At 67.1% G+C, this 22,884-nt stretch carries 29 protein-coding genes; 14 read left to right on the top strand and 15 right to left on the bottom strand.

The window, feature by feature from the left end; translation table 11 throughout:
• Positions 1–30: 30 nt before the first annotated feature.
• A complete protein-coding gene (locus tag ACNS88_RS01275) occupies positions 31–504 on the top strand; it encodes a redoxin domain-containing protein (protein WP_435093133.1) in 474 nt (157 codons plus the stop codon).
• Between the two features lie 190 nt (positions 505–694).
• Here ACNS88_RS01275 and ACNS88_RS01270 read toward each other — a convergent pair whose 3' ends face one another.
• Positions 695–1,057 (bottom strand): DUF5518 domain-containing protein, encoded by a 363-nt coding sequence (locus ACNS88_RS01270; protein WP_435093130.1) that lies wholly within the window; start codon positions 1,055–1,057, stop codon positions 695–697.
• A gap of 151 nt (positions 1,058–1,208) precedes the next feature.
• On the opposite strand from ACNS88_RS01270, the gene ACNS88_RS01265 reads away from it, so the two are divergent.
• The 3 genes from ACNS88_RS01265 to ACNS88_RS01255 all read left to right on the top strand — a co-directional run bounded on the left by ACNS88_RS01265 (position 1,209) and on the right by ACNS88_RS01255 (position 2,890).
• Positions 1,209–2,207 (top strand): hypothetical protein, encoded by a 999-nt coding sequence (locus ACNS88_RS01265; protein WP_435093128.1) that lies wholly within the window; start codon positions 1,209–1,211, stop codon positions 2,205–2,207.
• 93 nt (positions 2,208–2,300) lie between these two features.
• Positions 2,301–2,600 (top strand): WNWW family protein, encoded by a 300-nt coding sequence (locus ACNS88_RS01260; RefSeq protein WP_435093125.1) that lies wholly within the window; start codon positions 2,301–2,303, stop codon positions 2,598–2,600.
• 113 nt (positions 2,601–2,713) lie between these two features.
• Positions 2,714–2,890 (top strand): hypothetical protein, encoded by a 177-nt coding sequence (locus tag ACNS88_RS01255; protein ID WP_435093123.1) that lies wholly within the window; start codon positions 2,714–2,716, stop codon positions 2,888–2,890.
• 27 nt (positions 2,891–2,917) lie between these two features.
• Here ACNS88_RS01255 and ACNS88_RS01250 read toward each other — a convergent pair whose 3' ends face one another.
• On the bottom strand, positions 2,918–3,982 hold the full coding sequence (locus ACNS88_RS01250) for a type II glyceraldehyde-3-phosphate dehydrogenase (protein ID WP_435093121.1): 1,065 nt from the start codon (positions 3,980–3,982) through the stop codon (positions 2,918–2,920).
• A 178-nt stretch (positions 3,983–4,160) separates the two neighbouring features.
• On the opposite strand from ACNS88_RS01250, the gene ACNS88_RS01245 reads away from it, so the two are divergent.
• The gene (locus ACNS88_RS01245; RefSeq protein WP_435093119.1) at positions 4,161–5,111 is read left to right on the top strand and encodes an aminopeptidase; all 951 of its coding nucleotides are present in this window, start codon (positions 4,161–4,163) and stop codon (positions 5,109–5,111) included.
• 49 nt (positions 5,112–5,160) lie between these two features.
• Here the strand turns inward: ACNS88_RS01245 and ACNS88_RS01240 are convergent, their stop codons facing one another.
• The 3 genes from ACNS88_RS01240 to ACNS88_RS01230 all read right to left on the bottom strand — a co-directional run bounded on the left by ACNS88_RS01240 (position 5,161) and on the right by ACNS88_RS01230 (position 7,370).
• Positions 5,161–5,640, bottom strand: a complete 480-nt coding sequence (locus ACNS88_RS01240) for a toxin-antitoxin system TumE family protein (protein ID WP_435093117.1) — start codon at positions 5,638–5,640, stop codon at positions 5,161–5,163.
• On the bottom strand, positions 5,637–6,248 hold the full coding sequence (locus ACNS88_RS01235; protein WP_435093115.1) for a winged helix-turn-helix domain-containing protein: 612 nt from the start codon (positions 6,246–6,248) through the stop codon (positions 5,637–5,639). The genes ACNS88_RS01240 and ACNS88_RS01235 overlap by 4 nt, the downstream gene beginning before the upstream one ends.
• Positions 6,249–6,458: 210 nt before the next feature.
• Positions 6,459–7,370 carry an HVO_0234 family beta-propeller protein gene (locus ACNS88_RS01230; protein WP_435093113.1) on the bottom strand — a complete coding sequence of 304 codons (912 nt, stop codon included), beginning with the start codon at positions 7,368–7,370 and terminating at the stop codon, positions 6,459–6,461.
• A gap of 110 nt (positions 7,371–7,480) precedes the next feature.
• On the opposite strand from ACNS88_RS01230, the gene ACNS88_RS01225 reads away from it, so the two are divergent.
• Positions 7,481–8,464 carry a nucleoside recognition protein gene (locus ACNS88_RS01225; RefSeq protein ID WP_435093111.1) on the top strand — a complete coding sequence of 328 codons (984 nt, stop codon included), beginning with the start codon at positions 7,481–7,483 and terminating at the stop codon, positions 8,462–8,464.
• 108 nt (positions 8,465–8,572) lie between these two features.
• On the opposite strand, the gene ACNS88_RS01220 is transcribed toward ACNS88_RS01225, so the two are convergent.
• The 4 genes from ACNS88_RS01220 to ACNS88_RS01205 all read right to left on the bottom strand — a co-directional run bounded on the left by ACNS88_RS01220 (position 8,573) and on the right by ACNS88_RS01205 (position 12,327).
• The gene (locus ACNS88_RS01220) at positions 8,573–8,728 is read right to left on the bottom strand and encodes a hypothetical protein (RefSeq protein ID WP_435093109.1); all 156 of its coding nucleotides are present in this window, start codon (positions 8,726–8,728) and stop codon (positions 8,573–8,575) included.
• Positions 8,729–8,872: 144 nt separating this feature from the next.
• Complete coding sequence (gene katG / locus ACNS88_RS01215; protein WP_435093108.1) at positions 8,873–11,044, bottom strand: catalase/peroxidase HPI; 2,172 nt, start codon at positions 11,042–11,044, stop codon at positions 8,873–8,875.
• 327 nt (positions 11,045–11,371) lie between these two features.
• On the bottom strand, positions 11,372–12,043 hold the full coding sequence (locus ACNS88_RS01210) for a helix-turn-helix domain-containing protein (protein ID WP_435093106.1): 672 nt from the start codon (positions 12,041–12,043) through the stop codon (positions 11,372–11,374).
• 92 nt (positions 12,044–12,135) lie between these two features.
• On the bottom strand, positions 12,136–12,327 hold the full coding sequence (locus ACNS88_RS01205) for a hypothetical protein (RefSeq protein WP_435093105.1): 192 nt from the start codon (positions 12,325–12,327) through the stop codon (positions 12,136–12,138).
• 115 nt (positions 12,328–12,442) lie between these two features.
• Here ACNS88_RS01205 and ACNS88_RS01200 point away from each other — a divergent pair, with 115 nt between their 5' ends.
• From ACNS88_RS01200 to ACNS88_RS01190, 3 genes are all read left to right on the top strand, one after another.
• Positions 12,443–12,676, top strand: coding sequence for a DUF2249 domain-containing protein (locus tag ACNS88_RS01200; RefSeq protein ID WP_435093103.1), 234 nt, complete (start codon positions 12,443–12,445; stop codon positions 12,674–12,676).
• Positions 12,677–12,793: 117 nt separating this feature from the next.
• Entirely contained in the window at positions 12,794–14,104 is a 1,311-nt protein-coding gene (locus tag ACNS88_RS01195) for a phosphoribosylamine--glycine ligase (protein WP_435093101.1), read from the top strand.
• A gap of 219 nt (positions 14,105–14,323) precedes the next feature.
• Entirely contained in the window at positions 14,324–14,893 is a 570-nt protein-coding gene (locus tag ACNS88_RS01190) for a helix-turn-helix domain-containing protein (RefSeq protein WP_435093099.1), read from the top strand.
• Between the two features lie 125 nt (positions 14,894–15,018).
• On the opposite strand, the gene ACNS88_RS01185 is transcribed toward ACNS88_RS01190, so the two are convergent.
• Positions 15,019–15,423: a universal stress protein gene (locus tag ACNS88_RS01185; RefSeq protein ID WP_435093097.1), complete on the bottom strand. Its 405-nt coding sequence runs from the start codon at positions 15,421–15,423 to the stop codon at positions 15,019–15,021.
• Positions 15,424–15,559: 136 nt separating this feature from the next.
• On the opposite strand from ACNS88_RS01185, the gene ACNS88_RS01180 reads away from it, so the two are divergent.
• The 4 genes from ACNS88_RS01180 to ACNS88_RS01165 all read left to right on the top strand — a co-directional run bounded on the left by ACNS88_RS01180 (position 15,560) and on the right by ACNS88_RS01165 (position 19,139).
• Positions 15,560–16,804, top strand: coding sequence for an HD domain-containing protein (locus ACNS88_RS01180; protein ID WP_435093095.1), 1,245 nt, complete (start codon positions 15,560–15,562; stop codon positions 16,802–16,804).
• A gap of 87 nt (positions 16,805–16,891) precedes the next feature.
• Positions 16,892–17,956 (top strand): amidohydrolase family protein, encoded by a 1,065-nt coding sequence (locus ACNS88_RS01175; protein ID WP_435093093.1) that lies wholly within the window; start codon positions 16,892–16,894, stop codon positions 17,954–17,956.
• A gap of 49 nt (positions 17,957–18,005) precedes the next feature.
• Positions 18,006–18,461, top strand: a complete 456-nt coding sequence (locus tag ACNS88_RS01170; protein WP_435093091.1) for a hypothetical protein — start codon at positions 18,006–18,008, stop codon at positions 18,459–18,461.
• Between the two features lie 51 nt (positions 18,462–18,512).
• The gene (locus tag ACNS88_RS01165; RefSeq protein ID WP_435093090.1) at positions 18,513–19,139 is read left to right on the top strand and encodes a thymidine kinase; all 627 of its coding nucleotides are present in this window, start codon (positions 18,513–18,515) and stop codon (positions 19,137–19,139) included.
• A gap of 38 nt (positions 19,140–19,177) precedes the next feature.
• Here the strand turns inward: ACNS88_RS01165 and ACNS88_RS01160 are convergent, their stop codons facing one another.
• The 4 genes from ACNS88_RS01160 to ACNS88_RS01145 form a co-directional block, all read right to left on the bottom strand.
• Positions 19,178–20,365: a PAS domain-containing protein gene (locus ACNS88_RS01160; RefSeq protein ID WP_435093088.1), complete on the bottom strand. Its 1,188-nt coding sequence runs from the start codon at positions 20,363–20,365 to the stop codon at positions 19,178–19,180.
• A 107-nt stretch (positions 20,366–20,472) separates the two neighbouring features.
• Positions 20,473–20,742, bottom strand: a complete 270-nt coding sequence (locus ACNS88_RS01155; RefSeq protein WP_435093086.1) for a hypothetical protein — start codon at positions 20,740–20,742, stop codon at positions 20,473–20,475.
• 76 nt (positions 20,743–20,818) lie between these two features.
• Positions 20,819–21,343: a transcriptional regulator FilR1 domain-containing protein gene (locus ACNS88_RS01150; RefSeq protein WP_435093084.1), complete on the bottom strand. Its 525-nt coding sequence runs from the start codon at positions 21,341–21,343 to the stop codon at positions 20,819–20,821.
• Complete coding sequence (locus ACNS88_RS01145; protein WP_435093082.1) at positions 21,340–21,981, bottom strand: class I SAM-dependent methyltransferase; 642 nt, start codon at positions 21,979–21,981, stop codon at positions 21,340–21,342. The genes ACNS88_RS01150 and ACNS88_RS01145 overlap by 4 nt, the downstream gene beginning before the upstream one ends.
• Positions 21,982–22,040: 59 nt before the next feature.
• On the opposite strand from ACNS88_RS01145, the gene ACNS88_RS01140 reads away from it, so the two are divergent.
• Positions 22,041–22,568: a CinA family protein gene (locus ACNS88_RS01140; RefSeq protein ID WP_435093080.1), complete on the top strand. Its 528-nt coding sequence runs from the start codon at positions 22,041–22,043 to the stop codon at positions 22,566–22,568.
• Between the two features lie 60 nt (positions 22,569–22,628).
• Here ACNS88_RS01140 and ACNS88_RS01135 read toward each other — a convergent pair whose 3' ends face one another.
• Positions 22,629–22,832 carry a hypothetical protein gene (locus ACNS88_RS01135; RefSeq protein ID WP_435093078.1) on the bottom strand — a complete coding sequence of 68 codons (204 nt, stop codon included), beginning with the start codon at positions 22,830–22,832 and terminating at the stop codon, positions 22,629–22,631.
• Positions 22,833–22,884 lie beyond the last annotated feature (52 nt).

Here is a 22,884-nt window from a genome sequence, read left to right as displayed (position 1 = left end):
TTTTGCACAAGTCGCACGTACTACACGACGATGGTATCTACAGGCGACGCCGCACCCACGTTCACCGCGAAAGTCGGCACGAGCGACCACGAGCCGTTTGACATCGACGACCACATCGGCGACGGGCCGATCGTGCTCGCCTTTTTCCCGGGCGCGTTCACGCCCCCGTGCACGAACGAGATGGTGGCGTTCCAGGAGCGCGCCGACGCGTTCGACGACGCGGGCGCGACGCTGCTCGGAATCAGCGCCGACTCCCCGTTCTCGCAAGGTGCGTTCCGCGAGGAGCACGGAATCGAATTCGACCTCGTCAGCGACATGGGCGGCGACGCGATTCGGGCGTACGGGCTGGAGATGGACATCGCTGATCTGGGTCTCTACGGGATCGCCAACCGAGCCGTGTTCGTGGTCGACGACGACGGCGATGTCGTCTACGACTGGGTTGCCGACGACCCGACGAACGAGCCGGACTACGACGCCGTCCTCGACGCGGTCGAGAGCGCCTAGGACGGGGTTGGTCGAACGGTCGGAGAGTTTTGCCATTTTTCAGCCGATTGCTTATAAGCGGTTGACAGTAGATCGACGGCGAACACGTCCAAAGCCCCAGCCGTGGGCCGATGGCCCGCTCGGAGGCGCGCGCCGACCGCGCAGATCACACTCATCCGACCATCAACCTCGTATGACCTAAAAAGCGACCTCAGTCTCCGAGCACGCCGCCGATCGCGCCCGCGAGCGCCGAGTCGATCGCGAACAGGAGCGTCAGGAACAGCCCGACGACCAGCACGCCGGCACCGCCGAGCAGGCTGCCAACGGGGCCGCCGGCCAGTCCCACAAGTCCGCCGAACGCGGCCAGAACGAGGGTGACGACGATACCGCTCACGGATCCCGCGAGCAGGCCGTGCCACGTTCCTGAGAGCAGCCCGCCGCCGGCGACGTAGCCGGCGACGAACCCCCCGATCAGCCCCGCGCCGACGTGACCGACGACCGGGACGAACGTCGCGAGGAGCCCGGCGATCAACATCACGACAAATCCGTAGCCGACGGCGCGCCAATCAGTCATGCAGTCTCATACCCGGTCGCGAGGTAAATACTCGCCGCCGCGTCTGTTCACATCGCTACCACCCCGACGCAGCCGAACCGGGACGGCGGCACCCATTTGCCAATCGGCTCGACGACCGGAATTTAAACCGTCACAGCGCCAACGAGCGGCTATGCCCTCCGAGTCCGACGCGTCGATCGACGGGAGACAGTCGCCGCCGGATCGAGAGCTCGACACGGCTTCCGGGGTCGATTCGGGCACGACGCCCGACGTCGATCGCGACATGGCGCCCCTCGAGTGGGGGCCGGTCCGCTTCGAGCGCCTGCGGTCGCTGGCGCTCGGCGCGAGCGTGACCGCCGCTGGACTCATCCTCGTCGCGGCGTTAGTCGTCGCCGCCGGAGTCGGTGCCTCCCTGCTCGGCGGCGGCGGACCGCCGGCGTCGACGTGGGCGTTGCTTGTCATCCTCTTCGTCGGCGGCCCGGTGTCGCTGCTCTACTGGCTCGTGGCGTACGACCGGACCTCCCCGGAGCGCCGCCGCGAGCTCCTGTCGCAGTTCGGCGACTACTCGTTCGATCCGTCGACGTTCCGGCTCGGCTGGACTCTCGCCGGGGCGGGAGCCGTGCTCGCGAGTGCGGCGGTGGCGATCGGTCCCGGCCCGTTCTCGGCCACGCCGTCGGTACTTCCCGTCTTCGTCCCGCTGCTCGTCTCGTTCATGGCGTTCCTCCCGGTGATCGCGGGCTCGCGGGGAACCGATCTGCGGCTCGACCCGGCTGCCGAAACGATCGAGCGGACCTACCGGAGCCACGACCGGACGCGCGCGGACGACCTCGGATCCGTGGTCCGGACGCGTCGGATCGACCTCCCGTGGACGACCCTGTTCCTGCTCGCCTACCGCGGGAACGCGTGGTACCGCTCGACGCCGTGGGTGTTCGTCCCGACTGGCCTCGCCGACACCGTCGAGCGAGAACTAACTGCGGTGCTCGCGCGGACGGATGGTCCGGACCGGGCGAGTGTCGCGGAACGCGTCATCCTCGCGATCCTCGGCTCCGTCTCACTCGTCGCCGGCCTCGCGATGGCCCTCGCGGCCGACGAGGCGGCGGCCGGAGCGCTGTTGACCCTCTTAACGGCGCCGTTCAGTCTCCTCTTCCTCGCGCTCGCGGCTCGACTCTGATCTCGGCACCGACGAGGGGATGGGAGACCGTCGACACCGGATATGCTACCCCATACCACGCGGCTCATATACCTCGGGCTCATAGACTCGATTATGGAACAACAGCGTCTGGAGAACGCCCTCGAGTCCGAGTTCGGCGGGACGGAAGCCGGGCGGCGGGCAGTCGCTCGGGCGGCACGCGATCTGGCCGACTCGGGGCGACCCTCGCGAGACCGCGGGCACGCCCTCACCGTGCCGGGCGTGATCGACCACCTCGGCGACGCGCCCGACGGCTCCTCGATCGCCGAGCGCTGGAACTGGTGGCTGGGCGCACTCGACGCTGCGTACGGCGGTTACGATTACTTCACCGTGCGGTTCATCGAGGGAGACGAGGAGGCGGGGCTGCGTCGGTAGCCGGTGTCGGTCAGGACCAGTCGATCACGTCGCTCACACGGACAACGGCTCTACTTTCACTTTCACTCCGGGGATGGCTCGCTTATAGGGGCGTTCCGGTCCTCCTGTACAGTATGAGCGCGACGAGCCACGACCGACCGCGGTACGCGACCCCGACTCGCGTCGACGTCACCGAGTGTCGGACCGACCGGATCGCAGACCGCGCACGACTGAACCGCGTACAGGGCAGCGAGGTCCACCTCGAACGCCGTGCCGGCCGGACGTTCTTGGTGACGACTCCGTCGGAGTGAGGCGGGACTGAACAGCGGACGTTCGGATCAGTCGTCCGCGACGATCTGATCGCGGGCCGATCCGGCGTCGGAGAGGAGGCTGTCAAGCCCGACCCCGATCGCCTCGTTCGTCCGTGCCACCGACTCCTCTCGTGTGACGTCAGTCACCAGCGCGCGGATCGCATCGACGTTCTCGGGCACCACGTCCGCCTCTTGGTGGACGTTCTGGAACAGGTACAGGTCCCGCCCCTCAACGCTTATCGACTCCTCCCAGATGCAGTTCTCCCAGAGGTCGCCGCGGGGACGCCCCACGTCGGCCGCGTAGTCCTTCAGGGCCCCGGCGCCGTCGATGCCGGCGCGCTCGGGGATCAGGAACAGCCGGTCCTCCGCGCGGAGCAGCTCTCGCGCCTCGACGGTCGTCGGCTCTTGCTCAAGCGTGACGTTGACGCTGTGGGTGTGCATTCCGGTGACCGGCGCCTTCAGCGCGGCCGTGTCGACAGCGACATCCGGGAGAATCGTATTCACGTCGGGACCGTGGTGAGAGGGGACCGTCGCCGGGTCCGGGACGACGTCGTTTATTGGGCCGCGGTCGGTCTCGCTCGGGTCGCCGCCTCGACGAACGAGCGTCACGCGTGCCTTCTCGACGCCGTACGCCTCGTCGAGCGGGGCGAGCAGCCGCGAGAGGCCGGTCGTGTTACAGGAGACGACGCGGAGGGAGTCGGGATCGTCGATCGCACCGCTGCCGCGGGCGTTGAAGGATGCGTCGGCAATCGCGGCGTCCTCGCCGCCCTGGTAGATTGCGGGGGTGTCGTGGGCCGCATAGATCGGTTGGTTACGCTCGCCGATTCCGGCGGGCGTACAGTCGACGATCACGTCGACCGCGTCGAGCAGGTTTCCGAGAGTGCCCGCGGTCTCGAGGCCGGCATCCTCGAACGCGGCGGCTCGATCGTCGATAGCTGCGTACAGGTCGTACCCGCGGCGGAGCGCGGTCTCGGCGCCGTAGTCCGGGCTCGTCTTCGTCACGCCGACAAGTTCCATGTCGGGCTGAGCCGCGACCGCGTCCGCGACACGTTTCCCGATCGTTCCGTACCCGTTGAGGCCCACGCGTATCATGGATACCAGTCGCTCGGCGAACTGTATAATGTTTTCGAGCGATTTGGTGAGAAATTAACTACGCCGAGAGTAATCAGTCGGTTAATTCGCACGCCGCGGAGATGAAACTGAGTTTCGAAACGGAGTAAATAGGTCGCCGATGAGAAGGACTAACGCCCGGCGTCGCGGATCGTCGAACATGTCGACCGATCTAACGGAAGCAGCCGAGACCGCCGTCGAGCAGTGTCTGCGCGTCGCGCCGGACGAGTCCGTGGTCGTGGTCACCGACGACAAACGAGAGCGAATCGGCGAGGCACTCTACGAGGCCGCGAGCGCGATCACCGACGACACGACGGTCCTCCGGTATCCGCCGGCGGACCAGCACGGGACGGAACCGCCGGCACCGGTCGCGGCCGCGATGGCCGAGAGCGACGTCTTCCTCGCGCCGACGACGAAGAGCCTGAGTCACACCCGCGCTCGCGGGAGCGCCTGCGACGCCGGGGCGCGCGGTGCGACCCTCCCCGGGATCACGGAGCCCGTGTTCACCACCGGGCTCGACGCCGATTACGCCGCCATCGATGCCGCCTGCGACGACGTGCTCGAACAGGTCGCCGACGCCGACGAGGTCCGGGTGACCTCGCCCGCGGGCACCGACATCACGTTCGGGATCGGCGACCGCGAGTGGCTCGCCGACACCGGGATGGTCCACGGGCCTGGCGACTTCTCGAACCTGCCGGCCGGCGAGGTCTTCATCGCGCCCGAGACCGCGACCGGCACGTACGTCGTCGACGGGACAATGATGCCACACGGCCTGCTCGGGACGGGGCGTGAGCTGGTGTTCGAGGTCGAAGACGGGCTCGTGATCTCCGTCAGCGACGAGGCGGTCCGCGACGAACTCGAGACCGCCGCCGAGTCGGTCGGGGACGCCGCGTACAACCTCGCCGAGCTGGGGATCGGGACGAACGTCGGCGTCGACGAGCTGGTCGGATCCGTCCTCTTAGACGAAAAGGCCGGCGGGACGGTCCACATCGCTATCGGCGATAACGCGGGAATCGGCGGCGAGACCGACGCGCCCGTCCACCTCGACGGAATCATCCGGAACCCGACCGTCTACGTCGACGGCGAGAAGATCGATCTGCCGAGCGCGTAGCACGAGCGCTCGAACCGGAAGCGTCGTTCATGACCGACGAAGCGCCCGCCTACGGCGGATTCTCGGCGTCGTTGAGCGCCTCGAACGTTTCGTGGGTGTGGGCATGCCGCCAGCGTTGGAGAATCGCTCGTGTGACGAGACCGGCCGCAGACACAGTGATACAGGACGGCTCGACCGGCCGGCTCGGAGCATCGGGTGGCGGATGGAAATGCCGTCTCGGCGCGTCGGGTTTCGGGTGGCAGTCGAACCGAAAATTCCGATCGCGGTCGTCGGTGTAGTGTGCGGCGTAGTTCCCAGTCAGACTCCACCGGACGTCTATCTGAGCGGTTGAGGCCGCTCCGACGCCGTCAGACAGCTCGACCGAGAGCGTCTGTGGATTCAACGGATCGTCCAGCGACGCCGTTTTGACCAGCGGCTCCTGTTCGACGAAGAGGTCTCGAATCTCGCGCAACGCTCCAACGTCGATAGGGCCGAAGGCCTCGGACTGCTCGTTCGACTGGCGGTGTTGATCTCTCTCGTCGTCGGTCATACCACAACGGATGTATCGCCATTGCCGTCGTCATCTGTATCTGTGCCGGTCAGGTGACCGGTGTGAGTCGCCTCACCGATAGCGAGTGCGGCTTGGGCGAGCGCGAGGTTGCGTCGTGTCGTTTGCCACTCCGTGAGGAGCGCGCCGTGGTCGCTGTCGGCGTCGCCGACAGCCAACTCGCGGGCGAACTCTTCCGGTGAATCGACACCGTGTTCCTCGCGCCACGCCTGTATCTGTGCCTTCATATCCGCGATTCCGGATGCGATCTCTCCGGGCGTCTGTTCCGCGAGGAGCGACTGTGCGTGTTCGGTGACGATGGCCGTTTCCGACCGTCGGTACCGCGTCGTTTGGCCGTCCTGCGACGTCGTCACTTCGCCGGCGCTTTCGAGCGTTCGAAGGTGCTTTCGCGCCGTGGTCGGCGAGACACGGGCGCGGTCGGCGAGCTCAGCGGCGGACGCCGGATCGTAGGCACGGCGGACGATCTCGTACACTCGTTCGAACGGCGTCGTCTCCTCGACCCATTCGTCTTCGACGACATCGTTCACGTCACGGTGTTCGGTACCGCCGTCCGGTCGTATTCGATGTGGTGAGGATGTGTCCTCGGGCATCGTATGCTGAACAACGGGAGAACAGTATAATAAGCTGTGGACCAGTATATTATCTATACATGTCATGCGTGGGGGCAATCACGAACTGGAAAACGTAGCGACCAACTGAGCAACGCAGCGAGTCGGGCGAGTTCTCCCGGCTGCCCCTTTGGAGGCGTTCGCCACCGATCTGCAGCCAACTACGTATGAAACCTGAGATGCCATTCGTCCTCACTCCACGACCGCGAGCGCGACCCCCGCGACCCCCCGCACGCCGACGACCTGGTGACGCCACCCGTCACCGGCGTCGACACAGAGCGTGCCGGCGTCGGTGACCACAACGGACACGCCGGGGCCGTAGCCGAGCGCGACCGGCTCCTCGTCGACCGGGAGGTCCGATCTCTGCCACGTCCCGGCGTCCCACTCGCCGCCGTCGCTCTCGTGGACGAACAGGTCGCCGTCGACGGCCGCCATCGCGTGGCCGTCGCCGTCGGTGGCGACCGCGGTCGCGGCGCCCTCCAGCGCCGTCATCCACCCGTTGCCCAGCCAGTAGACGCCGGCGGCGGTCGCCGCGAGGGGCATCCCGGACCCGGCCACGTCGCGGGCGTCGTCGAGGCCGACCGCGGTGAGACCGCTGGTCTCGGTCGCGCCGTCGCTTCCGGTGACTCGGTGGACCCCGTCGCCGGCGGCGACGAGGGGGCCGTCGATCGCACGGGGGTCCGACACGGTGCCGATGGAGGTCGCCGCCGGATCGGAGCCCTCGTCATCGACCTCGACCCGGTCGATCTCGCCGTCTTCGCCGGCGACGAGGAACGCGCCGTCGTGGACGCCGACGGCGACGAGCGACTTCGATCCGACGGGGTCGGCATCGACCGTTTCGAACGCGAGGTCGTCGCCGACGGGCGCGACCCGGAGCCCGTCGGGCGTCGCGACGCCCAGCAGCCCCGGGGCGTCTCGCCGCGGGAGGATCGCGGCGTCACGGGCGGGATCGCGCGCGACCATGTCGAACGCGCCGACCTTGTCGGCCGAGAGCGCCACCCGGACGACGCCGCTCTCGGTGGCGACGTACGCGTCGGTGCGGCCCGCCGTCCCGGCGTACACGCGCTTCTCCTCGATCGAGATGTCGTCCTCCGTGGGTGCCATTGTCGGGGGTTCGGTCGGGGGTCTCATAAGCCCCGCGAGCGATCGCACCGCGACCGGTCGACTCCCGCCGTTCCGATGCCCATTAGGTCGCCGACCGCGAAGTCCCGGTCGTGCAATCGGTCGTCGCCGAACTCGTCGCCTTGCTCGCCGAGGTGGCCCCGCGGCTCGCGCGCATTTCGGCGTTCATCGCGGTCGGCGTCTTCGCCGCCAACGTCGCGGTCGCGTTCGGGCTGATCCGGTACGTCGCCGGGCTCGCCGGGTGGCTCACCCGGCCCGCGAACCTCCCCGACGAGGTCGGCACCGCGATTCTCACGACCGCGGCGTCGACGACGGCGGGGTACGCCACGCTCGCCGAGTACCGCGAGTCCGGCCTGCTCGACGACCGCGCGACGCTGGTCGCCGTGACCATCAACACGTTCTTCGGCTTCGTCCAGCACGTGTTCACCTACTACATCCCCGTGTTGATCCCGGTTTTGGGTGTCCGAACAGGGGCCGTCTACGTCTCCGCGCGCGCCGGGATCGCGCTGGCGATCACCGTCACGGGCGTCCTCGCGGGCGGCGTCCTGGTCTCCGAGCGCAACGTCGACCGGAGCGCGCTCGCGGAGGTCGACGCCAGCGGCCCCGACGCCGATGACCGCACGAGTCGGGAGCGCGTCCGCGAGGCCGGCGAGAAGTCGTGGTCCACCCTCCGGCGGATCGTCCCGCGGCTCGCGGTCATCTACACCCTCGTGATCGGACTCGTCAACAACGTCGACGTCGAGGCGCTGACGAGCGTCGCCGAGCCGATCACCGGCCTCCTCGGACTCCCCGGCGCGGCGGTCCCCGTGATCGCCGTCTACACCCTCGATACGACCGCCGGGGCCGTGACGCTCGCCGGAACCGCGGAGGGGATTTTCACCACCCGGACCGCGGTGGCGAGCCTGCTCATCGGGGGGATTCTCTCCTTCGCCGTCTCCACGTTCCGGCGCTCGATCCCCTTCCAGTACGGGATCTGGGGCGCCGAGTTCGGGACGAAGGTGATCGCCGTCAACACCGCCCTGAAACTCGTCTTCATCTCGGTCACGGTCGCGCTGTTGCTCGCGCCGGTGTGGTGAGGCGGGGGTCGGTTGAGTCGAACAGCAATCACTGCGGCGTCCCACCGCAGTTCCGAGAACGGACTTCCAAATGATCGCGCGGCCGGCGCGCGCTCCTCAAAGACCGCGTCAGAGAACGTCTTCCCGCCGGATATAGAGGATGACGAGTCCGGCTATGAGCAGGCCGATCCCCCACCAGAGCGAATCACCGGGCAATAAAAAGAGCAGTAGTGTCACTAGCCCGGACGTGAAGAGCGACCAGCCGACTGTGGTCTGATACGCCATGTCAGCGATAGCCGTTCCTCGCAGAAATGACGGCTGGTTGCTGGTGCAAGCACGGGTAATTGTCCCTCCTCGAGAACCGAACCCCCGATACCCGACCGATCACGGGTTTAAAAATCGTATACGCGACAAGCGCGACGAACCGACCTACTCCAGATCGAAACGGTCGAGCCGCATCACCTTCGTCCAGGTGTCGACGAAGTCCTGCACGAATTTCTCGTCGGCGTCTTCGCTCCCGTACACGTCCGCGATAGTGCGGAGCCGGGAGTGCGATCCGAAGATGAGGTCCAGCCGCGTGGCCTCCCACGCGACCTCGCCGGTCGCGCGGTCGATCCCCTCGAACACGTCCGGATCGCCCGTGCCGTCCGCGTCCTCTCCGTCCCCCTCGACAGGCACCCACTCCGTCCCCATGTCGAGCAGGTTCACGAAGAAGTCGTTTGTTAACGTCCCGGGACTGTCCGTGAAGACGCCGCGGTCCGTGTTCTCGTAGGTGGCGCCGAGCGCGCGCATGCCGCCGACGAGGACCGTCATCTCGGTGACGGTCAGGTCGAGGAGGTCCGCCTTGTCGACGAGCAGTTCCTCGGGCTTGTGGTCGATGTCGTCGGCGACGTAGTTCCGGAAGCCGTCGACTCGCGGCTCGAGCGCCTCGAACGCGTCGGCGTCGGTCTGCTCTTCCGAGGCGTCGGTCCGCCCCGGTTCGAACGGGACCGTCACGTCGAACCCGGCGTCGGCGGCCGCCTGCTCGACTGCGGCGTTGCCGCCGAGGACGATCAGGTCAGCGAGCGAGACGCGCACGTCGTCGTCGCGCGAGGTGTTGAACTCCGTCTGAATTCCTTCGAGGGTGTCTAGCACCGTCTCCAGCTGCGCCGGCTCGTTCACGTCCCAGTTTCGCTGGGGGTCAAGCCGGACGCGCGCGCCGTTCGCGCCGCCGCGCTTGTCGCTGTCGCGGTAGGTGGACGCCGAGGCCCACGCGGTCTTGACGAGCTGTTGCACCGTCAGGTCGGTGTCGAGGATCTCGGCTTTGATCTCGTCGATCTCGGCGTCTCCGATCAGGTCGTGATCGACCTCGGGGATCGGGTCCTGCCAGATCATCTCCTCGTCCGGAACCTCCGGGCCGAGGAGCCGCGACGGCGGGCCCATGTCGCGGTGCGTGAGCTTGTACCAGGCCTTCGCGAAGTTCATGCCGAACGCCATCGGGTTCTCCTGGAACTCCTCGATGATCTCGCGGTAGGCGGGATCGCGCTTCAGCGCGACGTCCGTGGTGAGCATCATCGGCGTGACGCTCTCGTCCGGATCGTGCGCGTCCGGGGCGCTCCCGCGGAGCTCCCCGTCTTTGGGGAGCCACTGCCAGGCGCCGCCGGGGCCCTTCTCCGCGACCCACTCGTACTCAAGCAGGTTGTCGAGGTAACCCATGTCCCACTCGGTCGGCGACCCGGTCCAGGGGCCCTCGATCCCGCTCGTAATCGTGTCGCCGCCCTTACCGGTGCCGTGGTCGTTCTCCCAGCCGAGCCCCTGCGCCTCGATGGGTGCCGCCTCCGGCTCGGGACCGAGGTTCTCGTCGGGGTCGGCGGCGCCGTGAACCTTCCCGAACGTGTGGCCGCCGGCGATGAGCGCGGCCGTCTCCTTGTCGTTCATCGCCATGCGATCGAACGTCTGTCGGATGTTCTTCGCCGACAGCTCGGGATCGGGGTTACCGTCCGGCCCTTCGGGATTCACGTAGATGAGCCCCATCACGGACGCGCCGAGTCCCTTCTCGATGTCGCCGGGTTTGTCGAAGCGCTCCTGGGTGTCCATCTCGGACTCCGGGCCCCAGTAGACGGCCTTGTCGGGCTCGAACGCGTCCTCGCGGCCGCCGCCGTAGCCGAACGTCCGGAACCCCATCGACTCGATGGCGACGTTTCCGGCGAGGATTATCAGGTCGCCCCACGAGAGCGCACGGCCGTACTTCTGCTTGATCGGGACGAGGAGCCGGCGCGCCTTGTCCAGATTCGCGTTGTCGGGCCAACTATTGAGGGGGGCGAGCCGCTGCCGACCGCCGGCGCCGCCGCCGCGCCCGTCCGCCGTCCGGTACGTCCCAGCGCTGTGCCACGCCATTCGGATGAACAGCGGCCCGTAGTGGCCGTAGTCGGCCGGCCACCAGTCCTGCGAGCTCGTCATCAGCTCTTCGAGGTCCGCCTTCACCTCGTCGAGGTCGAGCGACTGGAACGCCTCGGCGTAGTCGAAGTCGTCCTCGTACGGTCCGACGTCGCGAGCGTTCTGGTCGAGAACCTCCAAGTCAAGTTGGTTCGGCCACCAGTCGTGGTGCGTCTTCTGAGACATTGAGTTCGACCGAACGTTCTGTCACCTCAGATAAAAAGGTGTTCAACTTCGAGAGCAACATCCAGCAAAAATAACCTCATTTTTTTGTTTTCGAACTTTTGTTTCTATATAGTAAAAAGCCGCGTATTTTGTTACGGATACAACACGTGTAACGTGGTACTCGTCGACAGATGTGACGTGGTACATGTTGGCGGTCGTGACGTACTACTCGTTGACGATCTGCGCGAGATCGACGAGCGACGAACGACACTCGAGACCGCCCTCAGAGGGATATCGTTCGATCCTCATCGCTCATCGCGATTCGGATCGGGCATCACGCGAACCGACTCAGGCGTCGTCGTCCGCGTCGGCATCGAACTCGATCGGATTCCGGGGAATGTCATCGACGAACTCCCGGACGATCGTCCGTTCGACGCGCTGGAGGGCCTCGCTGCACGTCGATTTCGCGATCCCGATGTGTTCTGCCACTTCGGTCAACGTACAGGTGCGCGGTACGGCGTAGTAGCCGCGTTCGACCGCCTCGAAGAGGATCTCTCGTTGGCGATCGGTGAGCGACTCGCCCGGATTCAACCGTTGTTGGACGTACTCGACGTCGAACTCGGCGCCGACGCCGCGGAGCATCTTCCCGAAGTCGGCGATGCGCTCGTGGGCTCCGGTGACGTCGATACGAGCCACGCCGCTCTCTATCTCGACGGGCATCTCGATCGGGACTCCGGCCTGCCGTGCGGCCGCCATCAACAGCGGTGCGTGCGCTTCGACCTGCACGGTAGCGACCTCGTCGCTCAACGCCATTACCGAGACCTCTTCGATCGTTTCGTGGACTTCGATCGCGTCTAGGATCCCGTCGAAGTCGTCCGCGGTGATCTTCACGAGCGCGAACCCCGCACCGTCTCCGGGTGTCGCACTCAGTACTTGGATCCGTGCCTCCGGGAACGCCCGAGAGACCTCGCCGACCCAGGGACCGTCCGGGAGTTCGACGTTGAGTCGAGCCTGTGCCATACCGACTGTTCGCTATCACGGGGGAAATGGATTCGTCTTCGTCGCGGCCGGTACACGGTACTCCTTCAGCGATGCGACGGGCGTGTTGAGCGCTACTCCTCAGAGGCATCGTCGTTAACGAACAGCAGTATCTGTTCTCCGGGCGTCAGATCATCGACGAGCAGTCCAAACTCGTCGCGGCCGGCGAACGAGCGAACACGAGGGGCAGGAGCCTCTTCGTCAGTCCGCTCACAGACGAGTTCGATCGTTCCGGTGTCGTCAGCTCGCAGCGTAAACTCCTGCATGGGTCACTCTACCACGGTCCCGCGTAAAGATGTACGCACGACCGTGAGCCGAGAGGAGTAGCCCGAACATATTCGGCTCAACACGCATACGGGTGTATCGGGAACGGTTGATCGCATGCCAGAACTCGACGTTCGCGAGATTCCGCCGGTGACCCGACACGACCGGATTCACGACGCATTCGACGAGATGGACGCCGGGGAGACCCTCACCATCGTCAACGACCACGAGCCGAAGCCGCTGTTCTACGAGATGGCCGCGGAGGTCCCTTCGTTCGACGAAGAGGGCTACGAGGTGCGACAGAACGCGCCCGACGAGTTCGTCGCGGCGTTCCCGAAAGTCGAGCCGTAGGCGGCGGTCGCCGCCGATCGCTCTGGGGTCAACCGGTCGCCCCGCTGACGGGCACACACTCAAGTCCTCACCGCGCGACGGGCACACACTCAAGTCCTCACCGCGCGACGCGTCCCCATGGACGCCGAACGGTTTCTGTTCGTCTCCGCGGACGCCGCGCTCATAACCGACCTCGCGTGGCAGGTCCACCGCGAGGGCCACGACGTGAAGTACTACATCGAAGCCGAACGCGATCGAGAGATCGGTGACGGCTTCGTCCCGAAGACGGACGACTGGCGCGCGGAGGTCGACTGGGCCGACGTGATCGTCTTCGATGACATCTGGGTGGGATCGGACATCGGAACGGGTGAACTCGCTCAGGAACTCCGTGAGCGAGGCAAGGCCGTCGTCGGTGGCACGCCACACACCGATCACCTCGAAGAAGACCGCGGCTACGCGATGGAGATCCTCGAAGAGCACGGCGTCAACACCGTTGAACACCACATTTTCCACGATTTCGATGTCGGCATCCAACACGTCAAAGAGCATCCCGCCCCGTACGTTATCAAGCCGCTTGGGGAAGTCCAGAACGTTAAACGACTGCTCTACGTCGGCAGCGAGGACGACGGCAGCGACGTCGTTGACGTGCTGAAGGCGTACAAAACGGCCTGGGGCCACCGAATGAAGGGGTTTCAGCTTCAACGAAAGGTCGAGGGCGTGGAAATCGCCATCTGCGGATTTTTCAACGGCAACGAGTTCATCGATCAGGTCAACTTCAATTTTGAGCATAAGAAGTTGTTTCCGGGCAACATCGGCCCCCAGACCGGTGAGATGGGCACGTCGATGTTCTGGGCCGGGCAGAACAGGCTGTTCGAAGAGACCCTCGGGAGACTCGAAGGGTGGCTCGCCGAGGAGGGGTACGTCGGCAGCATCGACATCAACTGCATCGTGAACGAGACGGGGATCTACCCGCTTGAGTTCACCCCGCGGTTCGGCTACCCGACGATCGCCTTACAGGAGGAGTCGATCGAGTCGTCGACCGGGCAGTTTTTCGCGGATCTCGCACGCGGAGTCGACCCCGATCCGGACGTCCATCGGGGCTACCAGATCGCCGTTCGGGTCGTCCTCCCGCCGTTCCCGTTCGACGACGAGCAGACGTACGACGAGAACTCGCGGAACGCGGCCGTCGTCTTCGAGACTGAGCGCCGGGACGGAATCCACCTTGAGGACGCGAAACGGGTCGACGGCCAGTGGCGCGTCGCCGGCGAGAGCGGCATGCCCATCGTTGTGACCGGCACGGGCGACACCATGCAAGCCGCGCGCGAGCAGGCGTACGACCGGATCGACGGCATCGTGATGCCCAACATGTACTACCGCGACGACATCGGCGAGCGCTGGATCAACGGGGACGGCGACCGGCTGCAGGCGTGGGGGTATCTGGGGCCGTGACCGATAGAGTGGGTATGTAGATCGGTACGGTTGATCAGTTGTTTATAGATGAGTGCGGTGTTGTTGTCGGCTGTTTATAAGTGATCGACGACTCCGCGGTGACGGCCTCCAAAGCCCCAGCCGCGCGGTTCGCGCTCTCCGAGCGCTCACCGCAATTGTTTCTCGACCGACGGTCACCTCTCCACGACCTTTTAACGATCGGGGTCCTCTACTCGTGGTATGCCGAAGTACTCGACGGGCGGTGGCGGCGGCGGCGACGACGGCGACGCCTGCGAGCTCTGCGGGCGCGAGACCACGGATCTCCAGCGGGCGACGGTCGCCGGAGCGAAGCTCCTCGTCTGCTCGGACTGTCGTCCCCACGACGACGCCGGCAACGCGCCCAGCGGGCACGGCGGATCGGGCTCGGGCGGAAGCCATGGCGGGAGTCAGGGCGGGAGCCCCGGCGGCGCCAGCGCCGAATCGAGCGGCCCGGAGAGCCGGAAGAAGGAGCTCGCCCGCAAGCAGGCGAAGATGTACGACTCCGCGACCGGCGACTCCAAACACTGGGAGGAGGGCGGGACCAACTACGAGTCGGACCGGCTCCCGTACCTCGTCTCCGGCTACGGCGACGACGTGGCCGCCGCCCGGCAGGACGCCGGACTTACCGTCGAGGAGCTGGCCGAGGAGCTCGACGTCGACGAGGACGACCTGTTCGCGGTCGAGGACGGCCGGGCCGCGACCGCCGGCGTCGGCGGCTCAGTCGTCCGCGACCTCGAAAAGCGACTCGACGTCGATATCGTCGACGAATAGGTCCGAGGATCGATCTCCCAGCAGGCACCCGCGAACGAATGAAGCCGATCGAGACCGATTTTACGCTCGCGTCTGCCTCGGCGGCCTCGCGACCTCGCGACCGAGCTGGTCGACACGCCGGCCGTTCACTCGTCTCGCGGGGCCGGGACCGTGAAGATCGGCCGAGTCGATCCCAATATCACGTCCTGCGTCACGCTCCCGAAGACGGCCTTTCCTGTCGGGCGTCGCTTCCGGCCGGAGATACAGATCGCGTCCGCCTCGACATCATCGGCGGCCGCGAGTAGTTCGTTCGCAGGATCGCCGCTCGCCTCGTAGTGGACGCAGTTGACGCCGGCCTCTTCGAGCGTCTCCCGGGCGCGTCGAACCGCCGAAATCTGATTAGCTGAGGCGCCTTCTGGGTTCTCTTGGAAGACGTGGCACAGGTGAGCCGTCACTGAGTCGTCAATTGTGGGAAGGTTCGTGATCGCCTCGGCCTGCGCGATCGCCCGTCGATCGTCCCCCTTGTCGATCGCCATGAGTATTTCGTACATGGTCGACCCTTTGAGTACTGCCCTTATAAATCGTGCCGGCCGTTCCAATTTTCGGCAACGCTCCGGATCCCCGGAGGAGACGGTCTTCACCGGTCGACACACGTCGCTTTTGTTTCATGCCGCCGAACGGTGACCCATGATCACGGTCAAGGACACCGTCCACGACCACATCGAGATCGACGGTGTCGCCGCGGAGCTCCTCGAGACTCCCGCCATCCAGCGCCTCCGACACGTGAAACAGCTCGGGACGGTCCGACTCGTCTACCCCTCCGCGAACCACACCCGCTTCGAGCACTCCCTCGGCGTCTACCACCTCGCCAGCCGGGCGCTCGACCACCTCGGGATCGAGGGCAAACGCGCTGACCGGATCGAGGCCGCGGCCATGCTCCACGACGTGGGTCACGGCCCCTTCAGCCACAACTTGGAGGCGCTCACGCACCGCCGCACGGGGAAGTACCACGACGACGTCGACGAGCTGCTCGCGACCGGCGCGGTCGGAGCGGTGCTCCGCGACCACGACCTCGACCCCGAGCGGATCGCGGGGCTCGTCGCCGGCGAGGGGCCGTACGGCGGGCTCGTCTCGGGCGAGCTCGACGTGGACCGGATGGACTACCTCGTCCGGGACGCCTATCACACCGGCGTCCCGTACGGCACGATCGACACCGAGCGGTTCGTCCGGGAACTGACGTTCGTCGACGACGGGACGGGCGACGACGCGCTCGTGTTGGACGAGGGGAACGTCCAGACGGCAGAGAGCCTTCTGTTAGCGCGCGCGCTGATGAACCCGGTCGTGTACACGCACCACGTCGCGCGTATCTCGAAGTCCATGTTGCGCCGGGCCGCGAGCGACTTACTCGACGCGACTTCGACGACCGCGGCCGAGCTCCGCCGGATGGACGACCACGACTTCCTCGCCGCGATCCGGAGCCGCCCGGAGACGACCGAGCTCTCCCGGCGGTACGACGAGCGCGACCTCTACAAGCTGGCGGTGTGGGCCGAGTACGACGGCGTGCCCGAGCGCGTCCACGAGGCCGACCACGAGGCCGAAACCGCGTTGGAACGCGAGATCGCCGAAGAGGCGGGCGTCGCCCGCCAGCACGTGATCCTCGACGTCCCTCCGGAGCCGTCGATGCGCGAGTCGACCGCCCGGGTCACCGTCAACGGCGAGGTGCGCCGGCTGGAACGGCAGTCCCCGCTCGTCTCCGCGCTCCGAACCGCCCAGCGCAATCAGTGGCGCCTCGGGGTCTACGCCCCCCGGCCCGCGACCGACCGAGTGGGGCGTGCCGCCGCCGCCGTACTCGGGCTCGACCCGGACGGGCTCGTCGCCGAGGTGCGCGGCGCGATGCCGACGACGCTCGACGAGTTTGGCGACGAAGCGTGATCGGTCGAGGCGTGACCGGACAAGGCCTGAGCGAGCGAGGCGTGCCCTTGTCGTGACCTTTTACTCCCGTGCCGGCGACTCCATGCTATGCACCTTGAAGGGACCGTTCTGATCGGTCCGGAGTTCGAGCCCGTCGAGGGCCGTGTCGTCGTCGCCGACGGCGAGATCGCCCGGATCGAGGAGTGTGCGGTCGAGTCCGACGACGTGATCCTCCCGGCGTTCGTCAACGCCCACACCCACATCGGCGACTCGATCGCCAAGGAGGCCGGCGAGGGGCTCTCGCTCGACGAGCTGGTCGCCCCGCCGGACGGGCTCAAACACCGCCTCCTGCGCGAGGCGAGCCACGAGCGGAAGGTCGCCGCGATGGCGCGGAGCCTCCGGTATATGGAGTCGGTCGGGACCGGCACGTTCCTGGAGTTCCGCGAGGGCGGCGTCGAGGGCGTCGCCGCGCTCCGGGACGCGGTCGCAGGCGAGGGCGTCGACTACGGCGAGCGCGTAATCGAGCCGGTCGTGTTCGGCCGCGACGACCCGGACGTACTCCCGGTCGCGGACGGGTACGGCGCCTCCGGCGCCCGCGACGCCGACTTCGACGCGGTGCGTTCGGAGACCCGGGAGGCGGGCAAGCTGTTCGGCATCCACGCCGGCGAGCGCGACGCGGACGACATCGACGCCGCGATGGATCTCGACCCCGACTTCCTCGTCCACATGGTCCACGCCGAAGAGACCCACCTCGAACGACTCGCTGACCGCGGCACCCCCGTGGTCGTGTGTCCGCGATCGAACCTCGTGACGAACGTCGGCGTGCCGCCGATCCGCGATCTCGCCGAGCGGACGACGGTCGCGCTCGGCACCGACAACGTCATGCTCGACTCGCCGTCGATGTTCCGCGAGATGGAGTTCGCGGCGAAGCTCTCCGATCTCCCGGCCCGAGAAATTCTCCGCATGGCGACGGTAAACGGCGCGAGAATCGCGGGACTGGACCGCGGCGTCATCGAGCCCGGCGCGGACGCCGACCTGTTGGTTCTCGACGGCGACTCCGACAACCTCGCCGGCGCGCACGACCTCGTCCGTGCGATCGTCAGGCGTGCGGGCGCGGCCGACGTGTCCCGGATCGTGATCGGCGGCGATATGATCGACGGGTCGGACGAGTGAGGTCAACGCGTCGGGGGACTGAAGCCACCCCCGACCGTACAATCTGATAATGGCTACGTTCTCGCTGTTGTCCGGTCTCGTGCTCGGTTCCGTCGTCGGACTGCTCGCGACGCTCGCGATGGACCGCGTGATGCCCCGGCTCCCGGAGGGGACGACCGCGCCCCGGGTCGCCGCGGGCGTGCTCACCGACACCCCGGTCAACCGAGCCCCGAAACGGCTGGCGACGTGGGTCCACTACGTCGCCGGCGGCGGCGCCGGGCTCCTGTTTGTGGGGCTCGTCTCGGCGGTCCAAGTGGGGCTCAACGTCGGTACTACCGTCGCCTTGGTGATTGCAGCCCCCGTGATGCTCGCCCTGATGGTCGGCTTCTTCGCGCTCGTTCCGCTGCCGCGCGCGAGGGCGCTCCCTCGTCAGCGGCTCCCGCAAATCCGGCGCGACTGGGCGATCTCCGCTGCGACGTACGTCGTCGCCGCTGCGCTGCTCGTCGCGATCGCGGGCGGGGTCTGATCCCCGACCGGGAGAGAAACGGTTTAGTCGCTAGCTCATGCTCGAACAGACATGCACGCGATCACTCGATCCGGCTGGATCGAGGTCATTTCGGGGTCGATGTTCTCGGGGAAGACGGAGGAACTGCTCCGGCGGCTCCGGCGCTCGGAGATCGCCGGTCAGTCCGTCGCGGTGTACAAGCCGGCCGTCGACGACCGCTACGGCGAGGCGACGATCGGGAGCCACAACGGTCGACAGTGGGACGCGACAGTCGTCGACAACGAGGGCGACGGGCCGCTCGCGATCCTCGACGACGAGCCGTACCCCGAGGTCGTCGCAGTCGACGAGGCGAACTTCTTCTCGGACGCGCTGGTGGAGGTGTGTAACGCTTTGGCAAACAACGGGACTCGCGTGATCGTCTCCGGCACCGACCAGACGTTCCGCGGCGAGCCGTTCAAACCCCTGCCGGAGCTTATGGCGACCGCCGAGTACGTCGACAAGCTACAGGCGATCTGCTCGCAGTGCGGCGAGCCCGCCTCCCGGAACCAGCGTCTCATTGACGGCGAGCCCGCCCACGTCGACGACCCGACGATCCTCGTCGGCGCCGAGGAGTCATACGAGGCCCGCTGCCGCGACTGCCACGTGTTGCGGACCGGCGAGCGCTCGGACGCGGAGCGGGCGTACCTCCCCGAGGACTAACGCGGTCGAGATCTCTCAGAGCGCCGGAGAACGCCCGCCTACCCCTCTCTCTCGTCGGTCGCGTCGCGGTAGGCCCACAGATGACCGTGCCCGTCCGGCAGATCGACCGGGCGGTACGTTCGGAGGAGGACGCGACCGTCGGCGAGGGTAATCCGCTCGTCGTCGACGGGTCGTTTCGCGTCGACGATCGTATCGATCCCGTCGACGAACGACTCCGGATCGTCGAACAGCTCGCTCATCTGGTCGGCGAACCCCGCACAGTCGCGGCCGATCGCGTCCGCGGGATCGCCGTCGAGATCGAAGAGGTCGTACAGGTGACGGTTGACACGGAGGATTCGCCTGTCGGCGTCCTCGGCGAGTACCCCGATCGGGAGCGCGTCGAGTACCGTCGACAATACGGCGTTCGTCTGTTCGATTTCCCGCTTGCGTTTCGTCCGCTCGGTTACATCTTCGAACTGCGAGAAGACGCGGATCACCTCGCCGTCGTCGTCGGTCACCACTTGGTTGTGCCACGCGCAACGGATCCGCTCGCCGTCCGCGCGCACGTTCTCGTTGACGCTCTGGTAGCCGCCCTTATTTAACAGGAGACCCCGTTCGACCTCCGCGACGTGACGGCGGAACTCCGCTGGCACGAATCGCAGCCACGTCCCGCCGACCAGCTCCGACTCCGAGTAACCGAGGATCTCCTCTGCAGCTCGGTTCGCACGGACGATCCGGAACGTCTTGTCGTACTCGATCGTCCCGAGCGGCGACTGCTCGATGAATCGCGAGAGCCGCTCTTGGCTGGCCGCCAGCGCAGCGCGCGAGCGGGCCTGATCGACCGCGTTCTGGACCCGGTTCGCGAGCACCGTGTACTGGTCGGCCCCCGACCGCTTCTGGATGTAATCCGTGACTCCCGCGGAGATGGCCTCGCTGGCGATTTCCTCGCTTCCCTTTCCAGTGAACAGCACGAACGGAATCGTCGGATCGCGCTCGCGGACCCGCTCGAGAAACGCCAGTCCGTTCGTGTCGGGCATCTCGTAGTCGCTGACGACGCAGTCGACCGATCCGGACTCGACCACCTCGATCGCGTCGTCCACCTCTGTCTCCGATCTGACCTCGAACGGGCCGTCCATCTGTTCGAGGTAGGTCGATACCAGATCGAGGAAGGCCGGATCGTCGTCGACGTGTAACACCCGGACGACCGATCCGTGGTTCGGGTGCGGACGGAAGGTCCGGTCCGGCATTGGCGTGGATTACTACGACGCCATGCAAATACGTTCGGGTGGATTCCGCGTTCTGACTCTTCGATCCTCTGTCAGTCTGAGGATCGCGAGGTGATTGCGATCGGCGTCTATTCGTCGTTATCGGCGGTTTCGTCGCCATCGTCGCCGTCGTCGGCCGACTCGTCGTCCTCGGCGGTCGCGACGCGGTACAGCCCGACGAGCGCAGCGAGCACGACCACCGCGCCCTCGGCGCGCGTGGCGACGTACACCCAGTTTCGGGGCTCCGCCTCGCCGGCATTCCGGTACATGGCCTTCGTCCACACGCGCACGACCGCCCGCGGGACGAGCGTCTGGACCAGTCCACCGATCCCGGCGACCAACAGCAGTAACGCTTTCATACGCCCTCTTCGCGGGGTGTGTGCAAAAACGATGCGGCGATCGGTCGCGTCCCCGTGGTCTCGCACCCAGCACGCGTCACACCGGCTCCGCCGCGGAGAGGTACCGCCGGCATGTCGTGGCCGCCCACTCTCTGACAGCGGGCGCGTCCGACCACAGCAGCGCCGCGAGTCCGCCCTCGTCGAACAGCCCGACGACGGCGCGGTCATCGACGAGGAGCACGCCGATCGGAGAATCGCCGTCGTGGCGGTACGCCTCGATCCCGCGATCGGCGAGGAGTGATCGAACAGCGGTCCCGGAAGGCCCGGCGAGCCGATCTGCGGCCCGGCCGGTGAAGACGAGTCGGACCGTCTCTTCGTCTCCCCTGTCGGTCTCTCCTCGGCCGCTTATAAACCGCCGCGCGAGCGCGGGATCGGCGCGAGGCACGACACCGACAACGGTGTCGCCCGCGGCGACGAGCCCGGCGAGTCGGGACACCGGACCCGGCTCGTCGCCGCGCTCGACGAGGTCGGCGTCGATGGCTCCCGATTCGCTTTCTTCGGTGCCGACCGCCTCGGCGACCACCTCTCGGAGAACCGCACCGGGCGTGTCGGTATCAGTCACCGATTCGCTCCGCGAGCCGCTCTCTCGTCACCCTCCTCCGGGCGGGTCGGGTACGTCTGCCGGCCGCCGTCCGACCGCCGGGCGAGCAGGCGAGCGGTCGCGCGTCGACGGTCTCCCGGTCGCTCCTCGGTCGTCTCGTCGTAGTACAGCACGGTCAGCCCGAGGCCGGCGCGGAGCAGTTCGTTGGCGGCGAACCGGTAGCGGTCGTCGCTCGGACCCGAGGGGGTCGCGTCGGCCGATCGGAGGTGCCCCTCGACGAACAGGTACCCGCCGGGCGCGAGCGACTCGACCAAGTCCGCGAAGCGGTCGAGCGTGTGGAAGAAGCTCATCGTGATCAACTCGTACGTCTCCGCCGGGAACCCGTACGTCGATACGTCGGCCTGAATCGTCTCGATCCGGTCGGACACCCCGCGCTCCGCGGCGCGCTCCCGGACGATAGAGAGTCCCTCGCGGGAGGCGTCGAGGGCGTCGACGGCGTAGCCCGCCTCCGCGAGATAGACGGCGTTGCGGCCGGTGCCGGCGGCCACGTCGAGCGCACGGCCGTCGGGGATCGCGGGCTCGTACGAACGCAACACGGTCGACGGCTCCGGGGCGCGCGGGTACTCGCCGGACGCGAAGCGGTCGTCCCAATCGGTCATAGCGGCGCTTGCGTCGCGGCGAGCGTAAACCCCACGGGCGTGGGGGTCACAGCGGAGGTATGGACGACATCGACGAGTCGAGGCCGGTCGAGGCGACGCTCGGCGACCTGCTGACCGAGCGCGGGGAGCGCCTCGCGACCGCGGAGTCGCTGACGGGCGGGCTGGTCGGATCCCGAGTGACCGACGTGCCGGGCGCGAGCGCCTACTTCGACCGCGGGTTCGTGACTTACGCGTACGACGCCAAACGCGAGCTGCTCGGAGTGTCTCGCGAGTCGCTCGACGCCGACGGTGCCGTGAGCGCGCCGGTCGCCGAGCAGATGGCGGCGGGCGCGCGCGACCGTGCCGACACGACGTGGGCGGTCGCCACGACCGGAATCGCCGGGCCGGACGGCGGCACGGCGGAGAAACCGGTGGGACTCGTCTACGTGGGCGTGGCCTACGCCGCGCCGTGGGGGACCGAGAAGTCGTTCGTTCGCACGGAACGGGTCGTCCTCGACGGCGACCGCGGGGCCGTGAAACGGAAGGCGGTCGACGTCGCGCTGCAAGCGCTCGTCCGGACGGTTCGCGAGGTCGACGCCGAGGAGTGAGGCGAGCGCGCCGCCCATCCCGCTGACCGCTCCGCCCATCCCGCCGACCGCTCCGCCCGCTCACTCGATGTACGCGTGCCCGACGACTGCGACGAGGAGTGCGACGACGACGATCCACGCGAGCGGCTCGGCGGCGAGCAGGCGGATCGGACGAGCCACGGACCCGTCGAAGCCGAACAGCGCCCCGGCCGACAGCGCGCCCGCGAACACGAGCGCGGCGACCACGCCGGAGACGCCGAGAAGGAGCGTGTCGGTCCGGTCCATACATCGGATCTGCGGGGCGCGTATATAAACGGATCTCCGAGAGCGAGTGGAT

Origin of the sequence: Halorubrum shenae, from assembly GCF_051194165.1 — an archaeon.
Lineage (GTDB): Archaea > Halobacteriota > Halobacteria > Halobacteriales > Haloferacaceae > Halorubrum.
Note: the sequence above shows the minus strand (reverse complement) of the source record. Positions and strands in the feature narration are given on the sequence as shown.

Coding starts and splice junctions, on each gene's coding strand:
- ACNS88_RS01135 (WP_435093078.1), bottom strand. CDS start 22,832: ATGGACCGGACCGACACGCTCCTTCTCGGCGTCTCCGGCGTGGTCGCC.
- ACNS88_RS01155 (WP_435093086.1), bottom strand. CDS start 20,742: ATGAAAGCGTTACTGCTGTTGGTCGCCGGGATCGGTGGACTGGTCCAG.
- ACNS88_RS01230 (WP_435093113.1), bottom strand. CDS start 7,370: ATGGCACCCACGGAGGACGACATCTCGATCGAGGAGAAGCGCGTGTAC.
- ACNS88_RS01255 (WP_435093123.1), top strand. CDS start 2,714: ATGAGCGCGACGAGCCACGACCGACCGCGGTACGCGACCCCGACTCGC.
- ACNS88_RS01190 (WP_435093099.1), top strand. CDS start 14,324: ATGCCGAAGTACTCGACGGGCGGTGGCGGCGGCGGCGACGACGGCGAC.
- ACNS88_RS01210 (WP_435093106.1), bottom strand. CDS start 12,043: ATGGCACAGGCTCGACTCAACGTCGAACTCCCGGACGGTCCCTGGGTC.
- ACNS88_RS01235 (WP_435093115.1), bottom strand. CDS start 6,248: ATGCCCGAGGACACATCCTCACCACATCGAATACGACCGGACGGCGGT.
- ACNS88_RS01265 (WP_435093128.1), top strand. CDS start 1,209: ATGCCCTCCGAGTCCGACGCGTCGATCGACGGGAGACAGTCGCCGCCG.
- ACNS88_RS01275 (WP_435093133.1), top strand. CDS start 31: ATGGTATCTACAGGCGACGCCGCACCCACGTTCACCGCGAAAGTCGGC.
- ACNS88_RS01270 (WP_435093130.1), bottom strand. CDS start 1,057: ATGACTGATTGGCGCGCCGTCGGCTACGGATTTGTCGTGATGTTGATC.
- ACNS88_RS01245 (WP_435093119.1), top strand. CDS start 4,161: ATGTCGACCGATCTAACGGAAGCAGCCGAGACCGCCGTCGAGCAGTGT.
- ACNS88_RS01200 (WP_435093103.1), top strand. CDS start 12,443: ATGCCAGAACTCGACGTTCGCGAGATTCCGCCGGTGACCCGACACGAC.
- ACNS88_RS01180 (WP_435093095.1), top strand. CDS start 15,560: ATGATCACGGTCAAGGACACCGTCCACGACCACATCGAGATCGACGGT.
- ACNS88_RS01165 (WP_435093090.1), top strand. CDS start 18,513: ATGCACGCGATCACTCGATCCGGCTGGATCGAGGTCATTTCGGGGTCG.
- ACNS88_RS01185 (WP_435093097.1), bottom strand. CDS start 15,423: ATGTACGAAATACTCATGGCGATCGACAAGGGGGACGATCGACGGGCG.
- ACNS88_RS01250 (WP_435093121.1), bottom strand. CDS start 3,982: ATGATACGCGTGGGCCTCAACGGGTACGGAACGATCGGGAAACGTGTC.
- katG (WP_435093108.1), bottom strand. CDS start 11,044: ATGTCTCAGAAGACGCACCACGACTGGTGGCCGAACCAACTTGACTTG.
- ACNS88_RS01240 (WP_435093117.1), bottom strand. CDS start 5,640: ATGACCGACGACGAGAGAGATCAACACCGCCAGTCGAACGAGCAGTCC.
- ACNS88_RS01160 (WP_435093088.1), bottom strand. CDS start 20,365: ATGCCGGACCGGACCTTCCGTCCGCACCCGAACCACGGATCGGTCGTC.
- ACNS88_RS01140 (WP_435093080.1), top strand. CDS start 22,041: ATGGACGACATCGACGAGTCGAGGCCGGTCGAGGCGACGCTCGGCGAC.
- ACNS88_RS01145 (WP_435093082.1), bottom strand. CDS start 21,981: ATGACCGATTGGGACGACCGCTTCGCGTCCGGCGAGTACCCGCGCGCC.
- ACNS88_RS01205 (WP_435093105.1), bottom strand. CDS start 12,327: ATGCAGGAGTTTACGCTGCGAGCTGACGACACCGGAACGATCGAACTC.
- ACNS88_RS01220 (WP_435093109.1), bottom strand. CDS start 8,728: ATGGCGTATCAGACCACAGTCGGCTGGTCGCTCTTCACGTCCGGGCTA.
- ACNS88_RS01260 (WP_435093125.1), top strand. CDS start 2,301: ATGGAACAACAGCGTCTGGAGAACGCCCTCGAGTCCGAGTTCGGCGGG.
- ACNS88_RS01175 (WP_435093093.1), top strand. CDS start 16,892: ATGCACCTTGAAGGGACCGTTCTGATCGGTCCGGAGTTCGAGCCCGTC.
- ACNS88_RS01195 (WP_435093101.1), top strand. CDS start 12,794: ATGGACGCCGAACGGTTTCTGTTCGTCTCCGCGGACGCCGCGCTCATA.
- ACNS88_RS01170 (WP_435093091.1), top strand. CDS start 18,006: ATGGCTACGTTCTCGCTGTTGTCCGGTCTCGTGCTCGGTTCCGTCGTC.